This is a genomic window from Streptomyces tibetensis, from assembly GCF_007655005.1.
Taxonomy (GTDB): domain Bacteria; phylum Actinomycetota; class Actinomycetes; order Streptomycetales; family Streptomycetaceae; genus Streptomyces; species Streptomyces tibetensis.
This window is the reverse complement of record NZ_SZVW01000032.1, coordinates 40,546-60,807: the sequence shown is the minus strand read 5'-3', so window position 1 is coordinate 60,807 and position 20,262 is coordinate 40,546. Positions and strand designations below refer to the sequence as shown.

At 69.3% G+C, this 20,262-nt stretch carries 14 protein-coding genes; 8 read left to right on the top strand and 6 right to left on the bottom strand.

Going from position 1 to position 20,262, the window contains the following annotated elements; all coding sequences use genetic code 11:
* Positions 1–129: 129 nt before the first annotated feature.
* Both FDO69_RS38590 and FDO69_RS38585 read left to right on the top strand, forming a co-directional pair.
* Positions 130–831: a FadR/GntR family transcriptional regulator gene (locus tag FDO69_RS38590; protein WP_104788286.1), complete on the top strand. Its 702-nt coding sequence runs from the start codon at positions 130–132 to the stop codon at positions 829–831.
* A gap of 230 nt (positions 832–1,061) precedes the next feature.
* Positions 1,062–1,997 (top strand): CE1 family esterase, encoded by a 936-nt coding sequence (locus FDO69_RS38585; RefSeq protein WP_234388285.1) that lies wholly within the window; start codon positions 1,062–1,064, stop codon positions 1,995–1,997.
* 90 nt (positions 1,998–2,087) lie between these two features.
* Here the strand turns inward: FDO69_RS38585 and FDO69_RS38580 are convergent, their stop codons facing one another.
* Positions 2,088–4,139 (bottom strand): glycoside hydrolase family 36 protein, encoded by a 2,052-nt coding sequence (locus FDO69_RS38580; RefSeq protein ID WP_234388287.1) that lies wholly within the window; start codon positions 4,137–4,139, stop codon positions 2,088–2,090.
* 383 nt (positions 4,140–4,522) lie between these two features.
* Between FDO69_RS38580 and FDO69_RS38575 the strand changes: the two genes are divergently transcribed.
* The 5 genes from FDO69_RS38575 (at position 4,523) to FDO69_RS38555 (ending at position 11,589) form a co-directional block, all read left to right on the top strand.
* Positions 4,523–5,593 carry a LacI family DNA-binding transcriptional regulator gene (locus FDO69_RS38575; RefSeq protein WP_104788280.1) on the top strand — a complete coding sequence of 357 codons (1,071 nt, stop codon included), beginning with the start codon at positions 4,523–4,525 and terminating at the stop codon, positions 5,591–5,593.
* 115 nt (positions 5,594–5,708) lie between these two features.
* A complete protein-coding gene (locus FDO69_RS38570) occupies positions 5,709–7,019 on the top strand; it encodes an ABC transporter substrate-binding protein (RefSeq protein WP_104788278.1) in 1,311 nt (436 codons plus the stop codon).
* Between the two features lie 75 nt (positions 7,020–7,094).
* Positions 7,095–8,051 carry a carbohydrate ABC transporter permease gene (locus FDO69_RS38565; RefSeq protein ID WP_104788276.1) on the top strand — a complete coding sequence of 319 codons (957 nt, stop codon included), beginning with the start codon at positions 7,095–7,097 and terminating at the stop codon, positions 8,049–8,051.
* Positions 8,048–8,902: a carbohydrate ABC transporter permease gene (locus tag FDO69_RS38560; RefSeq protein WP_104788273.1), complete on the top strand. Its 855-nt coding sequence runs from the start codon at positions 8,048–8,050 to the stop codon at positions 8,900–8,902. The genes FDO69_RS38565 and FDO69_RS38560 overlap by 4 nt, the downstream gene beginning before the upstream one ends.
* Before the next feature lie 131 nt (positions 8,903–9,033).
* The gene (locus tag FDO69_RS38555) at positions 9,034–11,589 is read left to right on the top strand and encodes a CBM35 domain-containing protein (RefSeq protein WP_104788270.1); all 2,556 of its coding nucleotides are present in this window, start codon (positions 9,034–9,036) and stop codon (positions 11,587–11,589) included.
* A gap of 84 nt (positions 11,590–11,673) precedes the next feature.
* Here FDO69_RS38555 and FDO69_RS38550 read toward each other — a convergent pair whose 3' ends face one another.
* The 5 genes from FDO69_RS38550 to FDO69_RS38530 form a co-directional block, all read right to left on the bottom strand.
* On the bottom strand, positions 11,674–11,910 hold the full coding sequence (locus FDO69_RS38550) for a hypothetical protein (RefSeq protein WP_104788268.1): 237 nt from the start codon (positions 11,908–11,910) through the stop codon (positions 11,674–11,676).
* A 211-nt stretch (positions 11,911–12,121) separates the two neighbouring features.
* Positions 12,122–14,443: an ABC transporter permease gene (locus tag FDO69_RS38545; protein WP_159030688.1), complete on the bottom strand. Its 2,322-nt coding sequence runs from the start codon at positions 14,441–14,443 to the stop codon at positions 12,122–12,124.
* 65 nt (positions 14,444–14,508) lie between these two features.
* Positions 14,509–15,201, bottom strand: a complete 693-nt coding sequence (locus tag FDO69_RS38540; protein ID WP_104788262.1) for an ABC transporter ATP-binding protein — start codon at positions 15,199–15,201, stop codon at positions 14,509–14,511.
* Positions 15,198–15,722, bottom strand: a complete 525-nt coding sequence (locus FDO69_RS38535) for a PadR family transcriptional regulator (protein ID WP_104788370.1) — start codon at positions 15,720–15,722, stop codon at positions 15,198–15,200. The genes FDO69_RS38540 and FDO69_RS38535 overlap by 4 nt, the downstream gene beginning before the upstream one ends.
* A 267-nt stretch (positions 15,723–15,989) precedes the next feature.
* Complete coding sequence (locus FDO69_RS38530) at positions 15,990–18,785, bottom strand: DNRLRE domain-containing protein (RefSeq protein ID WP_104788260.1); 2,796 nt, start codon at positions 18,783–18,785, stop codon at positions 15,990–15,992.
* A gap of 451 nt (positions 18,786–19,236) precedes the next feature.
* Here FDO69_RS38530 and FDO69_RS38525 point away from each other — a divergent pair, with 451 nt between their 5' ends.
* Entirely contained in the window at positions 19,237–20,229 is a 993-nt protein-coding gene (locus tag FDO69_RS38525) for a LacI family DNA-binding transcriptional regulator (protein WP_104788257.1), read from the top strand.
* Positions 20,230–20,262: the final 33 nt, after the last annotated feature.

The following is a 20,262-nucleotide window of genomic DNA, read 5'->3' as shown; positions in this document are numbered from 1 at the left end:
CCCGCGCTCCGGATACGTCCAGGGATCTTCGGCCGGTGGTGCCGCTATCATCGGCGTCACATAGGACGGCCCTCCTGCCAAACCCGCGGAAGAGGCCCTGAGGAGCGGCGCTCACGGAGGGAGCTCAGGTTGTCCCTGACGGACAAGGCCATAGAGCAGATCCGTGAGCTCATCCGCTCGGGAGCGCTGCCCCCGGGCGCGAAACTGCCGCCGGAGCCGGAATTGGCGGCGCAGCTGGGGCTCTCGCGCAACCTCGCCCGTGAGGCGGTCAAGGCTCTGTCCGTCGCCCGGGTGCTGGAGGTCCGACGAGGAGACGGCACGTACGTGACCAGTCTCCAGCCGAGCCTGCTCCTGGAGGGCCTGGGCGGCGCGGTGGAGCTCCTCCAGAGCGACAAGGGCGCGCTGCTGGACCTGATGGAGGTGCGGCGGCTGCTCGAACCGCTCGCCACCGGGCTCGCCGCCCACCGGGTCACGGACGAGCAACTGGCCAACATCGAGCGGCACTTGGACGCCATGCGTGAGGCACGCGATGACGTCGAACAGCTCAACGCGCACGACGCCGCCTTCCATCGGGCGGTCGTCGCGGCCACCGGCAACGAGACTCTGCTCACCCTGCTCGAGGGGATCTCCGGCCGCACCCTGCGCGCTCGCATCTGGCGCGGGCAGAGCGACGACCGGTCGTCCGAGCGGACCCTGGCGGAACACCAGGCGATCTTCGACGCCCTGTGCACCCGCGACTCCGCCCTCAGCCAGGCCGCCGCCCTGCTGCACGTCAGCAACACCGAGCACTGGCTCCGCCGGCACCTGCAGTCCCTCGACCTTCAGGCGTAGCGCCCTTCGGGAGCCACCGCACGGGCGGGGTTCGGCCACACTCGCGGGAAGCCTGTGCCACGCATTGACGGTTGCCGCGTGCTTTCTATCATCCCAATACCGAAACCCCGAGCATTGTTCGAGGTATCGGACGATCCAGGAGAACCGGGGCCACCGGGAGTTCCCGAGGGCGCCCCCTGCGACGCGAACTTGTCATGCACACACCTATTTCCACGCGAAGGAGTGATGTGATGCCAGCACGCAAGTCACCCAGGTTGTGGTCCGTCGTCGCCGCGGCGTTCCTCGCCGTGGCCACGGCCACCAGCGGTACGGCTCTGCACAACGGCACGGACGGGCAACGCACCGCGCCCGCCGGGGCCGCGGCGCCTGCGGCGACGGCCGGATGCGGCAAAGCCCCCGGGCTCAACAGCGGCACCCACACCCTGCAGATCAACGGCAAGAACCGCAGCTACATCCTGAAGGTGCCGGACAACTACGACCGCAACCGCTCCTACCGCATGGTCTTCGGCTTCCACTGGCTGGGCGGCACGTCCACCGACGTGGCCACCGGCCGCACCGTCCAGAACGGCACCTGGGCCTATTACGGGCTCCAACGGCTCGCGAACAACAGCGCCATCTTCATCGCACCCCAGGGCCTGAACAACGGCTGGGCCAACTCCGGCGGCGAGGACCTGGCCTTCGTCGACGCCATGATCCGCCAGATCGACGGTGCGCTGTGCGTCGACACCACCCGGCGCTTCTCCGTCGGCTTCAGCTACGGCGGCGCCATGACCTACGCCCTGGCCTGCTCCCGGGCGACGGTGTTCCGCGCGGTCGCCGTTCAGTCCGGCGGGCAGCTCAGCGGTTGCAGCGGCGGCTCCCAACCCATCGCGTACCTGGGCATCCACGGCATCCGGGACTCCGTCCTCGGGGTGGCCGGCGGACGTTCACTGCGTGACCGGTTCGTCCGCAACAACGGGTGCACGGCCCAGAACGCGCCCGAACCCGCGCAGGGCAGCAGGGCGCACCGCGTCACCCAGTACGCCGGCTGCTCCTCCGGACGCCCGGTCGTGTGGGCCGCGTTCGACGAGGGGCACATCGCCGCACCCCAGGACGGGGCCGCCGGTGACAGCGGCTCCAGGACCTGGGTGCCGGGCGAGATCTGGAACTTCTTCACCCGGTTCTGAGACCTCCTTTCCGGCAGCGATCGGCGGAGTTCCTGCGCGGTCGCGGCCCGTTCCGTTCGGGAACGGGCCGCGGTCCTGCGGCACGTCCCCCTACGCGTTTGCCGCCACCGGGTCCAGCCGGAGGAGAACGGCGGTGTTCCCGCGCGGCAGCGAGACGGTGAGCCGCCCCGCGTCCGCGTTCCACTCCGCGGTGGCATCGGCTGTCGGCGGATACAGCACCTCGGGCCGGACCTGCGTACCCCGCAGGTGAGGGATGGCGAGGGTGCTGCTCGGGGTGGATGCTCCGGCGTTCTCCGGTGCCCGCCTGCAGACGGAGAGGAACGTCGCCCCTCCGCCCCGAAGTCCATGCGCGATCCACTCGTCCTCCCAGCCGGGAAGCCCCAGAGGCCAGAACGGCCTCGCCCGGCCGAGCTCCGGCCGGAGCTCCTTGTACACGGAGATGGCCGAGCGGACGAGGCCGGACTGCTCGGGGCTCATCAGGTTGAGGAAGCCGGAGAGGTGCACGCGGCCGAGCAGGGCCCCGGTGAGGGTGAGGGCGATCTCGTCGAGGGTGTGGTCCGGCTGGGGGTAGGCCCAGACCGCGGCCTGCTCCGGTGTCACGGCGGTGGCGGCCGCGGCGGCGATGGGCGGATAGCGCAGGAGGTCCTGCTGGTCGCTGGTGGACTGCAGTTGGGCGACGGCCAACTGCGCGTAGTCCATGCGCAGGCCACCCGATCCGCAGTTCTCCAGGACGAGACCGGGATGCCGGTCGAGGAGCGAGGCCATCCAGTCGAGGTGGGCACGGTGGTGCCCGAGCAGGCCGGCACCCGCGCTCTCGGAGCCGCTCTCCGTGCCGGGACCGATGTTGATGTTGTAGTCGAGCTTCAGGTAGCCGACGCCCCACTCACCGACCAGCCGGTCCACGACCCCGTCGAGATGGGCGCGGGCGGCCGCGTGACGCAGGTCCAGGTGGTGCCGCCCGTGTTCGGTGACGCGCAGACCGCCGCGCCGGAAGAACGCCTCGGGAGGAAGGGTGCGGGCCAGGGGGCTGCGCACGCCGACGACTTCGGGTTCGAGCCAGAGCCCCGGGGTCATACCGTGCGCCCTGACGGCGTCCAGGACCTCCGGCAGACCGCCAGGGAAACGGCGGGGAGCGGGCTCCCAGGCGCCCACGGCGTCCCACCAGCCCTGGGCGTCGTCATCGTACCAGCCCGCGTCGATCACGAACACCTCGGCACCGGCCGCACCCGCCGCCTCGATCAGCGGCAGGAGCCGTTCCGTGGTGGGGTCGCCCATCAGGGTGTTCATGTAGTCGTTGTAGATCACCGGCAGTGCGCGGTGGTCGGAGTGGTCGCGGCGGATGCTCCGGCGGTAGTCGGTGAGTTCACCGAAGGCCGCGTCCAGCCCGCCGGTCCGCGTGTGGACGAGAACGGCCGGGACGGTGTGGAACTCCTCGCCGGGGGCCAGGGTGTGCCGCCACTGGTGGTGCGCGTCGTCGGGGCCGAACAGGGCCACATAGGCGGCGCCCTCGCGTTCGCCCGTCTCGAAGCGCCAGCCCGCGCTGGACTCGATCTGCCACAGCCAGGCGCGGCCTTCCGCGTCGGTGAGGCCGGCCACGGGAAGGTGGCGGCCGGTGGACCAGCTCCCCTGTGAGTACCGCTCGAAGCAGCCCCGGCCCTCATGACCGTGGGCGGAGCGGCTCAGCGGGACCACCCGCTTGCGGAACCCGTCCTGCCGCCACCGGCATTCGGCGAGCCAGTCGTTGTCCGCCCAGTGCAGGGTCAGGTCGTCGAGGCCGCCCTCCCCGTCGACGACGCCGCCGAAGGCCAGGGTGGAGACGCTCTCCAGCCGCAGCGGCACCTCGCCCTCGTTGACGAGGCGCACCCGGGCCCGCAGACAACCGCTGCCCGCACGGGTCTCCAGGGTGACGTGGGCGGCCAGACCGGTCTCGGAATCCGTGAGCCGGATCGTCGTACACTCCCCGCCGCCGCGCTGAACCGTCTCGTGCCCCCGGTAGGCCAGGCGCTCACCGATGGCCGTCTCGATGAACCGCTCCCCCGACCACATGCGCCCGTGGCCGGTGGCGGTGACCTCGACGAGGGGCACCAGGCGGGCCCGGTCCTGACCGGGTCTTCCCAGCCTCACCGCTCCACCGGCATCCATGACGGCGTGCAGGCCGGTTTCCGGATGGGACCAGACCCAGGAGCCCTCGGCTGTTTCGACGGTAGCGGTCAACGCGATTCCCCTTCCGGGATGATTCGGTCCTGCGGCGGCTACGTGGGGTTGATCTGGGGATTCACCAACGGCGACAAGGCCGGGCCCCGGCGGCGGATGTGCCGGAGAGCTGATTGCCCTCGGCTGTTTCGACGGTAGCGGTCAACGCGATTCCCCTTCCGGGATGATTCGGTCCTGCGGCGGCTACGTGGGGTTGATCTGGGGATTCACCAACGGCGACAAGGCCGGGCCCCGGCGGCGGATGTGCCGGAGAGCTGATTTCGCGCTCACGGTCTCTTGACGCCCGCGTTGTGACCGCTCACAATCCTCGCATGTTTGTGACCGGTCACACAAGGTCGGGCAGCTCCGCCGACCTTCCTCAGGGGCAGCAGAAGGCCGCGAGCATCCGCGATGTCGCCCAGGCGGCGGGCGTCTCCTACCAGACCGTTTCGAGGGTCATCAACGGCCACCCGAACGTCCGGGAGGAAACGCGCAAGCGGGTGCAGGAGGCCATCACCGTCCTGGGATTCAGGCGCAACGCCACCGCGTTCGCACTGGCCAGCGGCGTGAACCGGTCGATCACCGTCCTCACGTCGAACACCCTGCTCCACGGTTACGCGGCCACCCTGCAGGGCCTGGAGGAGGCGTCCCGCGCCGCGGGCCACACGCTCGGCGTGCGGGTCCTGACTTTCGAGGACGACCTGGACCGCACGATCGCCTCGGCCGCCGACACCGGTGGCGGCCTGGTGGTCATCGGCTTCGACCGCCTCGGCGCGGCGGCCCTGGACCGCGTACCGGCACACGTGCCGTGCGCGGCGGTGGTGGAGGCTCCGCCCCCGGGGAGCTCACCCGGTCTGCCCGCCGTGTGGGCAGACGACCGCGAGGCGGCCCGTGCCGCAACCGCACACCTCTTGGCGCTGGGGCACGACACCGTCCACTACGTGGCGATTCCCGCCTCGACCGGATCCCGGCGCTCGGTGGGCCCGCGCGCCGAAGGCCGGCGCCAGGCCCTGGAGTCGGCCGGTGTCGCCGTTCCCGAGCCGTCCGGCAAGGGCTGGGACGCCCAGGCCGGGTACGAGGCCGGGAAGAAGCTCGCCCGGAACCCCGAGGCCACCGCGATCCTCTGCGGCAACGACGACCTGGCGCTGGGTGTTCTGCGGGCCCTTCACCACGCGGGCCGACGGGTCCCGGAGGACGTCAGCGTCATCGGGTTCGACGACGCTCCGCACTCCGCCTACGTCACACCGTCCCTCACGACGGTCCGCATGGACTTCCAGGGGCTGGGCCGCGCCGCCTTCGGGCTGCTGCGCACCCGGCTCGACCCCGATCAGCAGGCACCCGCGGTACTGCCGGCCGCACCCGCCCTCATCCTCCGGGAGAGTGCGGGCCCGCGCCGCACCTGAGCCGGAACGCACAGCCACGCGCCCCGTCTCCTCCTCCCTTCCCGTTCCCCGCAGTCATCGCCTCTCTTGACAGCACCGCACCGCCTTCCCGCTCCTCACGACCAAGGATCTCGCCATGAGAAGAGCCGTCTCCGTCCTTGTCACCGCCTGTCTGCTCGGCCTGACCGCCACCGCCTGCAGCGACAGCACCGCCGGCGGAACCGGCGCCGCTCCCGAGGGATCGGTCGACCCGACCGCCGACCTCAAGGGTGTCGAACTCACCATGTGGACGGCCCAGAACAGCGTCGGGCAACCCAAGCAGGCCATCGAGGCGTTCGAGAAGGCCACCGGCGCCAAGATCAACACCGAGGTCATCCCCGACCCGTACGAGTCGAACGTCCCGACCAAGCTCGCCTCGGGCGTCAAGCCGGACCTGATGTTCTGGCAGCCCACGGGCAGCACCCTGCCGTTCATCCAGCCGCAGCAGAACCTGCTCCAGCTCGACAACGAGGACTGGGTCCCGAGGCTCGGCAAGACGGAGCAGAGCCTCGGCCAGGTCGATGGCCACCGCTACGCGGCCATCGTCACCAGCCCCGCGGTCCTCGGCGTCTACTACAACAAGGACGTCTTCAAGAAGGCCGGCATCACCACGATGCCGAAGAGCTACGACGACCTCCTCGCCACCGCCTCGAAGATCAAGTCCAAGACGGGCGCGGCCCCCTTCTTCGAGGTCGGCGGCGACAAGTGGCCCCTGCAGTGGCAGGTCCAGGTGCAGATGACGGATCTGCCGCAGACGTTCTGGGACAAGCTGAACAAGAACAAGGCCAGTTGGACCGACAAGACCATCGTCGACGCCATCACCACGTACAGGACGAAGGTCCTCGACGGCGGCCTGGCGCAGAAGAACTACAAGACGGCCACGTTCGTCGACCAGGGCAAGGCGATCATGGACGGCAGTGCCGCGATGGCTCTCAACGTCACCTCGCTGCAGGCCCAGATACAGGCCACCTCCAGCGCGGAGGAGATGGACGAGAAGCTCGGCTGGTTCCCCATCGCCAACAGCGCCGCCAAGGCCGAGTACTCGCCCGACCAGACCAACGGCGTCGTCGCCTTCAAGACCGGCGCCACCAAGCGGCAGAACGCCGCCCGGCAGTTCCTGTCCTTCTGGCTGGGCAAGGACTACCCGGACTACATCAAGGCGAACAAGCTCGTCTCGGTGCAGCCGTCGGTGCCCAACCCCGGCGGTCTGCCGCAGACCGCGATCGCCCAGGCCGAGGCGCTGTCCTCCGCCACCGGTGTCTTCCAGGTCAAGGCCCTGACCGCGCCCGACATGCACCTCGCCCTCGCCGACATGATCTACGGCAAGAAGTCGCCCCAGCAGGTCGCCCAGGCCGCCCAGGACCAGTTCGAGCAGGTGCTCAAGGCGCGCGGCGTCTCCGGCTTCTGACCGGCGCCCTTTCACCAGCCCGCTCCCCGGGCCGCCGTCGGCGGCGCGCCCGGGCCCGCATTCGGAGGTGAGAAAGTGGTGGACACCGCCACCAGGGGCGCCCTCGACGCCACACGCGCGAAGGACCGGAGCGCATCGCCCCGCCGCAGCAGACGCGAGCGCGTCCGCAGGAAGGCCGACCAGCCGTGGTGGTTCGCGCTTCCCGCGCTCGCCGTGTTCGGTGCGTTCTTCCTGCTGCCGAACCTGCTGAACTTCGTCTACCCGTTCACGGACTGGTCGGCGTTCCACCCGCAGATCGGCTTCGTGGGCCTGTCGAACTTCGAGACCATCCTGAACGACGGCTCGATGGCCCGCGACATCCGCATCACCCTGGAGTACGCGGTCCTGGTGGCCGTGTTCCAGAACGGCTTCGGTCTGGGCCTGGCCCTGCTGCTGGAGCGGGACACCCGCTTCAACCGCTTCTTCAGGGCGGTGTTCTTCCTGCCCGTGCTGATCTCCGCCCTGGCCGTGGGCTACATCTTCCGGGCCCTGCTCGCGCAGGACGGGGCGCTCAACAGCGTGCTGTCCGCCCTCTCGGGGCACCAGCTCGACACGCCCTGGCTGGGGTCGACGACCTGGACCCTGGTCGTGGTGACCCTCGTGCACGGCTGGAAGTGGATGGGACTGGCCATGCTGATCTACCTCGCGGGCCTGAAGAGCATGCCCGGTGACGTGCTGGAGGCCGCCCGGATCGACGGGGCCGGCGCCTGGCGCACCTTCTGGTCGATCCGGTTCCCGCTGCTGGCGCCCGCGGTGACGTTCAACGTGACGACCGCGCTGATCGGCTCCATGAACACCTTCGACATCGTCCAGGCCACCACCGGGGGTGGTCCGGGCAGCGAGACCGAGGTGTTCAACATCTACATGTTCCGCATCTTCGGCCAGGGCCTGTACGCCCAGGCGTCCGCGATGAGCCTGGTGCTCTTCCTGGTGGTCGTCGTCCTCGCCGTGCCCGTGATCGTCGGCCTGCGCCGGAGGGAGAACAACCAGTGACCGCCACCACCGTGTTCGCTCCCGCCCGCCGGCGCGCCCCACGCCTGCTGCAGCCGGCGGCCGTCCTGCTCATCGCGGCCGTCACCATCGGCATCCCGCTCTGGCTCGTCGCGGTGACGTCCGTGAAGCCCCAGGCCGAGGCGATCAAACCCAACCTCTCGCTGCCGCACCGGGTGCAGGCCGCGGAGAACTACCAGCAGACCTTCGACCAGGGCAAGGTCGTCCAGGGTTTCGTCAACAGCCTGCTGGTCGTGGTCCCTTCCGTGGTGCTCGTGCTGCTGCTGGGCGCCGGCGCCGCCTGGGTCTTCGCCCGCCGCAAGGGGCGCCTGACCGGCACGCTGTACGCCTTGAGCATCAGCGGCCTCCTGCTGCCGCCCGCCGTCATCACCATCGTCATGGAACTGCGTCAACTCGGCCTTGCAGGCACCCAGTTGGGCATGATCGCGGTCTACACCGGGATGTACCTGTCGACGTCGATCTTCTTCATGACCGGCTTCATCCGGAACCTCCCCGAGGAACTGGAGGAGGCGGCGCGCATGGACGGCGCCGGTCCGGCCCGGGTCTTCTTCCAGGTGATCCTGCCGCTCCTGCGCCCCGTCATCGCCACCGCGACGATCATGGTGATGCTCTTCGCGTGGAGCGACATCTTCTACGCGTTCTTCGTGCTGGGCGGTGGGGAGAAGGCCACGCTCCCGCTCAACCTCTACCAGGTCGCGAGCGCCCAGCTGTACCTGAACAACTGGCACCTCATCTTCGCCTACGTCGTGATGATGAGCCTTCCGATGGTGGCGGTCTTCGTCATCGCCCAGCGCCGGATCGTCGCCGGCATCACCAGCGGCGCCGTCAAGTAGCGCGCGCCCACGGTCTCCGGGGCGCGACTCCCCGCGCGCCCCGGCCCTCACTCTCCGGTCCGCCCGGTCCGTCCGGGCCCCCGGGTCCACTCACCATCCTCCCGCAGCGACGCGGGAGGCGGAGGACGCACATGCCCCGAACCGAGCACACCTCACGCAACACCGCGCGCCTCATGGGGGCCATCGCCTGCGCCGCCGCGCTGATCGGCACGGCCGTGACCACTCCGGTCGCCCATGCGGCCACCCCGCGGGTCACCGTCGACCTGGGCGAAACCACCGGCGACGTGATGCACGGCGCCAACGGAACGCTGTACGGGCTCAGCGACGACGGCGTCCCGGGCGACGAGCTGGTGGCCCCGCTGCATATGACTACGGTCGTGCAGAAGGCGCCGGACGGCGCGCAGCACCCCAACGGGGACGCACTCGCGATCAAGAAGGGCTACGACCGCAACGGCGGCGGCGAGGTCCACATCTACATGCAGGACGTCTACGCCCAGTGGCCGTACGAGAACCTCGGTCTGGACGACTACCTGGCCAAGGTCGACACCATGGTCCGCAAGGTCGCCTCACGTCCCGACCGGGACGACTTCGTGTGGGTGCCCTTCAACGAACCGGACGGCAACTGGTATCCGGATCTGGGCAGTAGCGACAGCGCCAAGTACGCGAGCGCCCTGGGCAGGTTCCGGAGCGACTGGAGCACCGTCTACAAGAAGATCCGCTCGATCATCCCCGACGCCCGGATAGCGGGGCCCAACGAGACCCACTACGACGGCAGGCTCATGGGCGACTTCTACCCGTGGGCCAAGGCCGACAAGGTGCTCCCGGACGTCACGACGTGGCACGAACTGGGCCCGGGCTCCCTGAAGGACTTCGAGTCCCACCTCGCCGACTACCGGGCCGTCGAGGCGAAGGCCGGCATCTCCGAACGGCCGGTCGCCATCAACGAGTACGGCAACCGGCGTGACCAGTCCGTGCCCGGCCAGATGGTCCAGTGGCTGTCGATGTTCGAGCGCAACAAGGTCTACGCCGACCAGGCGTACTGGAACATCGCGGGCAACCTCAACGACAACGCCGCGCAGACCAACATCCCCAACGGCACCTGGTGGCTGCTGCGCTGGTACGCGGGCCTGACCGGCAAGACCGTGCGGCTGGACCCGCCGCAGCCGAACACGGTCGACACCGTCCAGGGCATCGCCTCACTGGACACCGGCCGCACACAGGCCCAGGTACTGCTCGGCGGCACCTCCGGTGACGTCGAGACGGTGATCCGTAACGTCCCCGAGCGCTTCGGCAAGAAGGTCCACGTCACCGTCGAGCGCATCGGCTGGAGCGGCTACGAGGGCGCCGCCGCGCCGAGCGTGGTGTCCCGCACCACCAGCAAGGTCGCCACGAACGGCAGCGTCACCGTGCCGTTGACGAACCTGGACGCCATGGCGGCGTACCGCGTCACCGTCAACCCGGCCGGCAGCGGCTCACCCACCGCGGCGAGCCTGCCCTGGTCCGCGTCGTACGAGGCGGAGAACGCCGCGATCACCAGCGGCACGGTCTACTCCCAGGGTTCGCTGAGCAACCCCTACGGCTTCGCCACCTCGGGCACCAAGGACGTCGGCAGCCTGAACCAGCCGGACAGCAAGGTCGCCTTCACCGTCGACGTTCCGAAGACCGGCACCTACGACCTGGACGTCTTCTACGGCAACCAGTCCGGCGGGCCCGCCACCCAGACCCTGACGGTCGACGGCGGCTCGCCGAAGACCCTCACCTACGGCTCCACTCTGAACTGGACCTACCGCGCCACGGCGCGCACGCCCGTGTCCCTGACGGCCGGCGAACACACCCTGACCCTGGGCAAGGGCACGAACGAGGTCACCCTCGACAAGATCGACCTCACCGCGTCCAGGACCCCGGACTCCGTCTACCCCGCGGCCTACGCCGACATCAGCGGGTCCCCGTCGTACGACTACAGCGCCTCCGGGATCAGCGGCGCCGGCGCCCTGGTGCTGAGCCCCGGTGACAAGGCCGCCTTCGACGTCCACGCGCCGGCCGACGGCTACTACACCGTGCACGCCGACTACGCCGCCACCGGCGAGGGCGCCCTGAGCCTGGACGGCGCCACCGCCGCCGCGCTCCCCTCCACCCGGGGTCGTGTCACCGACAGGTCCCTGCGGCTGTACCTGTCGCAGGGCAACAACCGCATCACCGCCGCCGTCCCGGGCAACGGCAGCCTCACCCTGCGCGATCTGCGCGTCACCGGCGCGGTCAGCACCTCGGGGACCAAGACCTACGAGGCCGAGGACGCCACCCCCGCGGGCACCGCGTCGGTCTCCGGCAACTCCTGGGCCTCCGGCGGCAAGTACGTCGGGCACGTCGGACTGGGCGCCGGCAACACGCTCACCTTCAAGGTGAACGCCCCCTCGGCCGGGCGCTACGTGATGAACGTGCGCTACGCCAACGCCGAGGTCGCGGGGTCCGGCAACTACAACACCAACGTCATCTCCCGGGCAGCGGACATCACGGTCGACGACACCTCCCAGAGGGTCATGTTCCGCAACTCCTACAGCTGGTCCGACTTCTGGGACCTGCCGGTCCCGGTCACCCTCAAGGCCGGCACCAACACCGTCACCTTCGGCAACTCGACGGCGTACGCGCCGGACATCGACAAGCTGACCGTCGCGCCCCTGAACGGCTGACGACACCGCACGCAGTACCCCGCCCGACCGCATGTGCAGAGTGACTCGAAGGGTCGGACCGGCGCAAGAACCTCTTCTCCCGACTCACTGCCGAGCCGTGCTCGTGCCCACGATCTCGATGGCGACCTGAAGTGGTGTCTCCGCCATACCGAGCAACGCCCGGGTGATTGCGATCGCCTGGATGGTGCTCATACCGCGCTCGGCCAGGAATGCCTGGACAGCCTCCATCCCGTGATGGTCGAGAATGGGTCGGGATTGCTCGACCAGCGCGCGCAGGCGTGCGGCCTCCTCGGGGCGCAGTCCGTTGACGTAGTCGAACATGGCTTCGCCTCCCGTGCTGAGCCGACGCGATGACTCGCTGATCCGAGCTCCTGCCAGTCTTCCATCTCGCTCGGTCGGTCATACCGCTCCCTGAGCATGTGCCCGGGAGGGTTGCCCGGCCGTGACTGTGCCGATGCCGGCCCGGCTTGCCTGCGTGCGGGGGTGGGCTCCTCCTGGCGGGAGGAGCCCACTTCGGGGGATGCGTGTGGAGTTACTCCGTGCGCAGGCCCTCCGGGCGCATCATCCGCAGCAGGGGCGGCAGGCTGAGGAGCGTGACCACGCCGACCACGGCCGCGCCCACGCCGGTCATGGTCAGGACGCTCGCCCAGTCCATGGCCACCGGTGTACGGGTCATCTTCAGCAGCACCGAGCCGAGGGTGACACCCACCGTCGTGGCCAGGACGAGACCGAGTCCGACCGGGAGGGCCGTCTGCCACAGCACCGACAGGCTCAGGGTGCGGCGCCGGGTGCCGAAGGCGATCAGCACGGAGAGCAGTTTCCTGCGCTCGCGCAGCTGCTCCAGCTGGGAGACCAGCAGACTCGCGCCGATCAGTGCCAGCACGAAGGCGGAGCCGACGAACAGGCCCGTGCGGATGGAGGCGTACTTCTCGTCCTCCTGGGTCGCCGACCAGCTGTAGGTGTGGGCCAGGGGGTCGATCCGGGCGGCGACGTTGCGTGCGTACTCCCTTGCCTCCGGCACCGACGGGTCGATGCGCAGATAGACCCCGTCCGAGGCCAGCGCGGGCGCCGCCTCGGCGGGCAGGGCGGCGGGGGTGACCAGCACACTGTTGGACTCCACCAGTGCGTCCTTGCGCGCGTCCACCACCCGCGTGTTCGCCGGAACGGTCCAGGGCGCCTCGATGCCGCGTTCGCCGGCGTCGCCGTACGACGGGTCGATGTAGAGCTGCCGGCCGGGCTTGACCACGGCGATTTCGGCGGCGTTGCTGGGATCCTCGTAGCCGCTCCTCGTGCGCGTGACGAACACGTCGCCGTCCTTGCAGGAGGGCAGTGCGGCGAGTTCGCGCAGGGCGGTGCAGGTGCCCACGGTCAGGCCGTTGCTGTTCTCCGGATCGCGACGCGTGTCCCCGTACTGGGAGATGGCCAGGGCCACCGCGGTCCGCACCCCCTTGGTGCCGGTGAATTCGCGCTCGACACCGGACAGCGGCTTGCGGTCGCTGAACTCGACCTGCATCTGGACCCGGCCGGGATCCTGGCCGGTGGCCTTGACGTACTGGCTCTGCGTGCCCGCGAACAGCATCTGCAGGGCGATGGCTCCGGCCACGGCGACGGCGATGCCGTTGACCATGCGTGCGGCGGTTCCGCTGCTCAGCTGCAGCCGCCGCACCGCGAGTTGCCAGGACAGCGCCCCCTTGCCGAGGCGGACGACGACCGCCTCCACGGCCCAGGGGAGCAGCGCGGTGACGCCGATCAGCAGCAACAGCACACCGCCGATGACGAGGTACTGGTTGAACTCTCCGTTCCTGTGGCCCTTGCCGATCATCGGGTAGAGCATCGCGAGGCCGGCCAGCGGCAGCAGTAGCCGCCACCACAGCCGGCGGCGGTGCTGCGTGGCCGCGCGCACGACGCCGAGCGGTTCCACGACCACGCCGCGCATCGCGAGCAGTGTGACGAGTACGGCGGCGACCGGGACCGCCACCGCGACGAGCGCGGCGAGCAGCGGGGAGGGGTCGAGGTAGCTGGGCCAGACGCTCACGCCCAGCACCTCGGTGGAGCCCAGCGTCCGACGGCCGAGGAGGAAGAAGCCGGTGCCGACGACCAGGCCGAGCAGGGCTCCCGCGAGTGCTTCGCCCGCCGCGATCCGCCGGGTCATGTGGCGGTCCGCGCCGACCAGGCGCAGCGCGGCCAGCCGCCGGTCTCGGCGCTCGCCGCCGAAGCGGACGGCGGCGGCGATGAACACCGCGACCGGGGTCAGCAGCACAAGGAACACGACGAGGATCATGAGCAGCAGCACCGGGTCGGTCTTCTCGGCTTTCGCGTCCGGTTTGCCGTACTCGGTCAGCCGGTGCACCGGGGAGAACTCCGTGAGTTTCAGCCCCGAGGCGCCGGCGTAATAGGCCAGTTCGTGGGAGCCGATGAGTCCGCTCTCGCCGATCGTGCCGGTGATCTTGTACGGCAGCCGTTCCCGCAGCAGCTTGGCGTCGTCGGAGGCGAGCAGGTCCTTGAGTGCCGGGGAGACGACCATCTCGCCCTCGCCCGGGAAGCTGTCGACCCCCGGGGGCAGTGGTGCCCGCTTGCCCTCCGGCTCGAGGAGCCGGCCGCGGACGTCGTCGTCGTGCCAGGTGGTGTCGGTGTCGACGATCAGGAAGGTGTTGTCGGCCTTCGGCGGGGCCTTCTGGGAGTACGTGAACGTGTTGTCGAAGCGGGCGTCCTCCACCTTGCCGCGGGCGGCGAACACGTTGGGCAGGGCGGTGCACAGCAGGAGCAGTGCCACGCCGAGGCCGACGCCGACGGCGGTGAGCGTCATCCGGACCCAGCCCTCGCGCCCGCCGGTGAGGGCGAAGCGTGCCCCCATGGCCAGGTCCGCGGCCCTCCCCCACGCTCGGCTTCGCTCGCGCGGGAGGTGCCCCCTACGAGAACTCATACGGCGCGCTCCATGTCCCGGGACCTGCCGTCGCGGACGACGACCTCGCGGTCGGAGTAGGCGGCCACGCGTGTCTCGTGGGTGACGAGGACGACCGCGGCATTGGTCGAGCGGGCCGCTTCGGTCAGCAGTTCCATCACGCGTTCGCCGTTGGAGGAGTCGAGGGCGCCGGTGGGTTCGTCGGCGAACAGCAGGCGGGGTCCGGTGACCAGCGCGCGAGCCACGGCGACGCGCTGGCCCTGGCCGCCGGAGACCTCGCCGGGACGCTTGGCCGTGAGGTCGTCGACCTCCAGGCGCGCCATCCAGCCGCGCGCGGTTCGCTCGGCGTCCTTGCGGGAGGAGCCGTTCAGCCGCAGCGGCAGGGCGACGTTCTCCACGCAGGTCAGCTCGGGCACCAGTTGACCGAACTGGAACACGAAACCGAACTCGGAGCGGCGCAGCGCGCTGCGCTGGGCGTCGCTCATCGCCGTCAGTTCACGCCCGTTGTAGGTGATCGACCCGGAGTCGGGTGGCACGATCCCCGCGAGACAGTGCAGCAGTGTGGACTTGCCGGACCCGGAGGGACCCATGATGGCGACGACCTCGCCGGGGTGGACGGAGAACTCGGCGCCGTCCAGCGCGCGGGTCGGGCCGTACGCCTTGCGCAGGTCGTGCGCGGCGAGCAGGGAACCGGTGGGAGAAGTCGTCATCGGGTCACAGCCTTGCGGAGTTTGTCGAGTCGGGCAGCGGTCGGTTCCAGCCAGCGCAGGTCGGCTGCCAGGTGGGATAGGGCGTGGTCGCAGATCAGCTGATCCGCCCAATCGCCCTTGCTCTTGCGGTCGGTGAGGGTCCGCATGCCGCGCAGCTGCTCGGAACGCTGGACGTCGAGGATTTTGGCGGCGTCGCGCCGGGTGAGCAGGGCGAGGACGACTTTGGTATAGAGGGGCGACTGGAGGTATTCCCCCGGTTTCTGCGGGGTCTCCAGCCACCGCTGTACGTCGGTGATGCCGGCGTCGGTGATCGCGTAGCGTTTGCGCTCGGGACCGCCGCCCGCCTCGACGCCGCCGACCTCGACGAGCCCGTTCTTCAGCAGGCGGGACATCGTCGAATAGACCTGGCCGTAGTGGAGCGGCCGGTCGTGACCGAACTTCTCGTCGAAGGCCCGCTTGAGGTCGTAACCGTGGCGCGGGCCGGACTCCAGGAGCCCTAAGAGGGTGTGACCGATGGACATGATCCGCACTCTACACACTGTGTATACCTAGCATGTATACGCGAGGTGTATACGTAGGGCCCAGATGGCGGCGGTGAGTACGACACCGCAGGTGAGGGGTGGGGAAGGCCGATCGTCACGGTTCGGAAACGGACGGTCCCCTGCCGAGTCGGCAGGGGACCGCGCGCAAGCAGCACCGGAGCGCCGGCCTGCTCTCGACGAGCGGTAGGGGGCCCACGCGGCTGAGGCCGGCTCGTCCAGCGGGACGAGCCGGCCTCGATCGAGCGTCTACGGGGTCACGGTCAGCCCGGGCGCCATGTCGGCGGTCGCGTTGGTGAGCTTCCCGGAGCCGGTGGCGCCTTCCGAGCTGACGAAGCGCAGCTCGTGGTTCGTGCCCCCCGCGTTGCCGACGGCGAGCAGGAGCGTGGACTGACCTGCCGTGTAGGCGTTCTGGACGAAGGAGGTGATGTCGACGGTGATGTCGCGGCCGTCGACAGGGTTGCCCTGGTGGTTCCCGCTGCCCTCGGCGACGACGGTCGAACCGAGGTTGAAGGTGGCCGACTTCGCCACGGAGGAGTTCGTGGCGGTGAAGCTCGGCCGGTTCTGCCAGGTCATCGTGTTGACCGGGCAGGACGTGCCGCCGCCGGTGCAGGTCGTGTCGGTGACGGGTTGCACGAGGAGTTGGTCGGTGTCAGTCGACGGGACCGACGAATAGCGGTGGCCGACGTAGGTGAGATGGAGTGTCGCCTGGCTCGGTGCCCTGGTGAGGCTGTTGAGGGGGAACTGGATGTAGGAGATCTTTCCGTCGCCGGACCCTGTGGTGTACTGCTCGCCCATCAGGCCGACCCCGGTGTTGCGGGTGATGAGGGTCAGGTCCGAGGAGTTGTTCTTGGTCTGGTCGCCGGTCCACGCACCCACCCAGGTGTCGCCATTGGTGAGGGCGCCGGCCTTGACGTTCTGGGTCTGGCCGTTCGCGCCCGTGAAGGTGGACGTCACCGAGCCGATCCCGCTCGGCGCCAGCGGGAACTGGCTGGAGTACTGGACGAGCTGGCCCCCGACACGGAGGTTGTTCAGCGTCACGTTCGTGGTGCCGTTCAACGGGCTGCTGTTCGGCTTCTGCTCCGAGAACCACACGTTGTCGAGGTTGAAGGTGCTGATCGGGGTCTTGGTGTACGTGTACGTGGCGCCCGACCCGTCAGGGTTGGGGGCGAACCCGTAGGTCGCCTGGTCGTCGGCGGTGATGGTCTGGGTGGATCCGTCGCCGCCGTTGAGCCTGATCGGTCCCGACCCGTACCGGGAGGTGTCGAACGAGCTGTTCTTGATCACGATGCTCGAGATACGCGGGTACGGCTTGGGGCTGTTCTGCGTGAAGATGCCGCCGGCACCCTGCGAGATGGAGTTGAAGTTGTCGAACGTGTAGTTGTTGAGCTTGTATCCCCACGAACTCCATCCGATGCGGATCGAGTTGCCGGCACCGGAGGACCAGCTCAGCGTGTCCTTGACCGAGATGTTCTTCGAGTCCGCGTTGTCCCAGTGGTAGCTGTCGAACCCGAGCTCGTCGGCGACGGCGTCGTGGGCGCCCACCGCGTTGGCATAGCCCTGGACGTCGGGGGTGGAGGTGCCGAGCTGGAAGTTGCCCCACACGCCGGCGGCCGTCGGGGTGAATCCGTCGCTGGGGTTGTAGTGGCCGGAGGCGAACGCGTCGTCGTTGCCGAGGGTGAAGACGCCGTTGGCGGTGATGTCCTGGCCGCTCGCGAAGTCCGTCCCGTCGATCCACGGCTGGGGGTACGGGGTGAGGCCCTTGATGTTGTTGAACGTCACCCTCTTGGCGGTGTGGGTCTCCCAGTTCCACTGCTTCGAGTCGCGCAGGTAGGTCTCGTTGAACGTGATGTCCGACGAGTGCATGACCATGACGCCGCCCTGGTGCTGGCTGCGGTAGGCGTCGTGCGAGTCACTGCGGTAGTTCGCCACGCCGTTGCCGTCGTAGACGCCTCGGCCGTCGATTTCGATGTTGTTCGAGTTGATGATCCCGACCGCCGGCTCGAACGCCTCCATGTACCCCTGGATGCGGTTCTTCAGCAGGGCCCCGTCGTCGGTGTAGATCTTCAGCTTGCCGCCCTTGAGCTTGCTGCCGTCCACACCGTTGACCATGAGACCGGACCACACGTACGTGCCGTTCGGGAAGTAGAGCGTGTTGAGCGCCGTGGGGTTGGCCTTGATGGTGTCGATGGCGGCCTTCAGGGCGTACGTGACGTCGTCGGCGGCCATCATCCGCACATTCGGGTACCGCACATTGGTGCTGCTCGCGCTCACCAGGGTCCCGGCCGAGCTCTTCTGACCGGCGGGGATGGCGGTGCCGTTGACCGTCTTGCCGGCCATCGAGCTCGTCTTCGCGGCGGGAGGCTGCTGAGCCGTGCTGTTCGGGTGCGCCGCGAGGTACTTCGCGGCGAACTGCTGGAAGTTGAGGACCCCGGTCTGCAGGTTGACGCCGGAACCGTCCGATGCGCTCGTGGTGTTCGGACGCTGCGCCGGGTCTTCCAGAGGGTCGTTGATGACCGCCAGGTAGGGCTGTCCCGTCACGCTGGTCGAGTCGCCGTTGACCATCACGATCGCTTGGTTCAACCCGGCGTCGGCTGACATCTGGAACGTCAGGGTGTGCTTGTCCGTGCTCACCGAGACGCTGCCGGGCGGGTAGTAGCGCGCCGGGTAGACGTTCACCGTGTCGATCGTGGTGCTGGGCAGCGTGACCGTGATCGTCGGTGTCCGGGAGTCCGACGCGAAGCGCGCGATGTCGAAGTTGTTTCGGTTCGCGGTGTACCGCACGGCCTGGACGGGCGTGCCGGCGACTTGCACCTGGTACTTGGTGGACGCCTGGTCCGGGGACGTCGTCGTACCGCCTCCCACACCCGTCGGCGCGTACGTGCGGACGGTGGTGGCGGCTTGTGCGGGGACGGCGCTGGTGAGCATGAGGCTCGCCACCGCAATGGTGGCGCCGGCAGCGCCCGCGATGATGCGTCTCACGCGCGAGCTGCGTCGCGCCGGGGCGGGGGTCGGGTCGGCGTCGTCGCCGGCCGGTCGGTACATGCCTGTCTCTCCTCAGGACGAGACCTTTCCAGGTCTGTTCAGGCGCTCCCCGCCTGCTGGAGACGGCGCGGAGCATTCGCGATGCTGCGGCCGGACCGCGGCCGTTGGGGGCCGTCGCGGCCGAGAGGACCAGCCCGACGCACCGAGCGCGGGAGCGCGAGGTGACATCGAGTGTTGTTGCACGCGGTGGGCCAGGGGGGACACCGCCGCCACGTTGATCGATCCATAGGATTGGCGTGGCGGGGACGTTACTGCCGCATTTCCGGAACCGTCAATGCTCCGCGCACTTCAAGTCGCGAAAACAGTCATGACCGGCTTCTGACCTCCTCACGTGCTCCGTAACGGCTGAATCACGGCCACCGTGCGAAGCCTTGCCCTCCTGGGACGGTCGCCCTACGCTGACGCCACTTTCGTGGATCGATAAAAGTTTTGGGGAGCGCATGTGGTGACAATGGCGGAGGTAGCAGCTCGGGCAGGAGTCACCAAGCAGACCGTCTCCAACGTGGTGTCCGGCAAGAAGGTACGGCCGGAGACGCTGGCGAAGGTGAACAAGGCGATCGCCGAACTCGGCTACAAGCCGAACCTGGTGGCGCGCTCACTGCGCACTGGCAGCACGTCGACGGTGGGGCTGTTCGTGCCGTCGGTGGCCAATGCGTTCTATTCGGAGGTGGTCGAGGAGGTGGAGAACCTCCTGGTCGGCCACGGATACAACCTGCTGCTCGCCACGACGCGCGACGATCCCGACTACACCCGGGCCCACCTGGAGAACCTTGCCGCGCGCTCGGTGGACGCACTGCTGGTCGCCGGGGACAACGGCGTCGAACAGCAGCTGCCGATGCTCGCCGAGGCCGACTTCCCGGTCGCGCTGTTCGCCTGGGAGGGCGACCCTCCGACCACACTCCCGGTGGTGTCCATCGACTACCAGCACGCAGGGTTTCTGGCCGGGTGCCACCTGCGGGATCTCGGCCACCGGAACGTCGCGGTGATCGCCGACCTCCCCGCGCACACGCCGCGCATCGTGGGGTTGCGCCGGGCGTTCGCGGCCGACGGGCTGGACGACCGCAAGGTGTTCGCCTGCACCAGCGACGACGCCGCCGGCGGTTTCGCCGCGGCCTGCGCGGCGCTGGAGGCAGATCCGGAGCTGACGGCGATCTTCGCCACCCACGACGTCCTGGCCGTCAGTGCCATAGAAGCGGTGGTCCGGTCCGGGCGGCGGGTCCCCGACGACGTCAGCGTCGTCGGCTTCGACGACATCGCCCAAGTCGGGCGGATCCGCCCGGCACTGACCACGGTCACCTTCCCCAAACGCGAGATGGCCCAGCAGGCCGTCGAACTACTGCTGCGAGCCGTCGACTCCGGCCGGCCGCCGACCAACGTCGTAACGCTGCTGCGCCCGACCCTGACCATCCGGGACAGCAGCGGCCCCGCCCGGGGCAACCGCTAAGCGCCTGGCACCGCCTGACCTGCCGCGGGACAC

What these genes read in the sequence shown, in the direction of transcription:
- FDO69_RS38585 (WP_234388285.1), top strand. Translation starts at nt 1,062, where the DNA reads ATGCCAGCACGCAAGTCACCCAGGTTGTGGTCCGTCGTCGCCGCGGCG.
- FDO69_RS38580 (WP_234388287.1), bottom strand. Translation starts at nt 4,139, where the DNA reads ATGGATGCCGGTGGAGCGGTGAGGCTGGGAAGACCCGGTCAGGACCGG.
- FDO69_RS38575 (WP_104788280.1), top strand. Translation starts at nt 4,523, where the DNA reads ATGTTTGTGACCGGTCACACAAGGTCGGGCAGCTCCGCCGACCTTCCT.
- FDO69_RS38570 (WP_104788278.1), top strand. Translation starts at nt 5,709, where the DNA reads ATGAGAAGAGCCGTCTCCGTCCTTGTCACCGCCTGTCTGCTCGGCCTG.
- FDO69_RS38555 (WP_104788270.1), top strand. Translation starts at nt 9,034, where the DNA reads ATGCCCCGAACCGAGCACACCTCACGCAACACCGCGCGCCTCATGGGG.
- FDO69_RS38550 (WP_104788268.1), bottom strand. Translation starts at nt 11,910, where the DNA reads ATGTTCGACTACGTCAACGGACTGCGCCCCGAGGAGGCCGCACGCCTG.
- FDO69_RS38545 (WP_159030688.1), bottom strand. Translation starts at nt 14,443, where the DNA reads ATGGGGGCACGCTTCGCCCTCACCGGCGGGCGCGAGGGCTGGGTCCGG.
- FDO69_RS38540 (WP_104788262.1), bottom strand. Translation starts at nt 15,201, where the DNA reads ATGACGACTTCTCCCACCGGTTCCCTGCTCGCCGCGCACGACCTGCGC.
- FDO69_RS38535 (WP_104788370.1), bottom strand. Translation starts at nt 15,722, where the DNA reads ATGTCCATCGGTCACACCCTCTTAGGGCTCCTGGAGTCCGGCCCGCGC.
- FDO69_RS38530 (WP_104788260.1), bottom strand. Translation starts at nt 18,785, where the DNA reads ATGTACCGACCGGCCGGCGACGACGCCGACCCGACCCCCGCCCCGGCG.
- FDO69_RS38525 (WP_104788257.1), top strand. Translation starts at nt 19,237, where the DNA reads ATGGCGGAGGTAGCAGCTCGGGCAGGAGTCACCAAGCAGACCGTCTCC.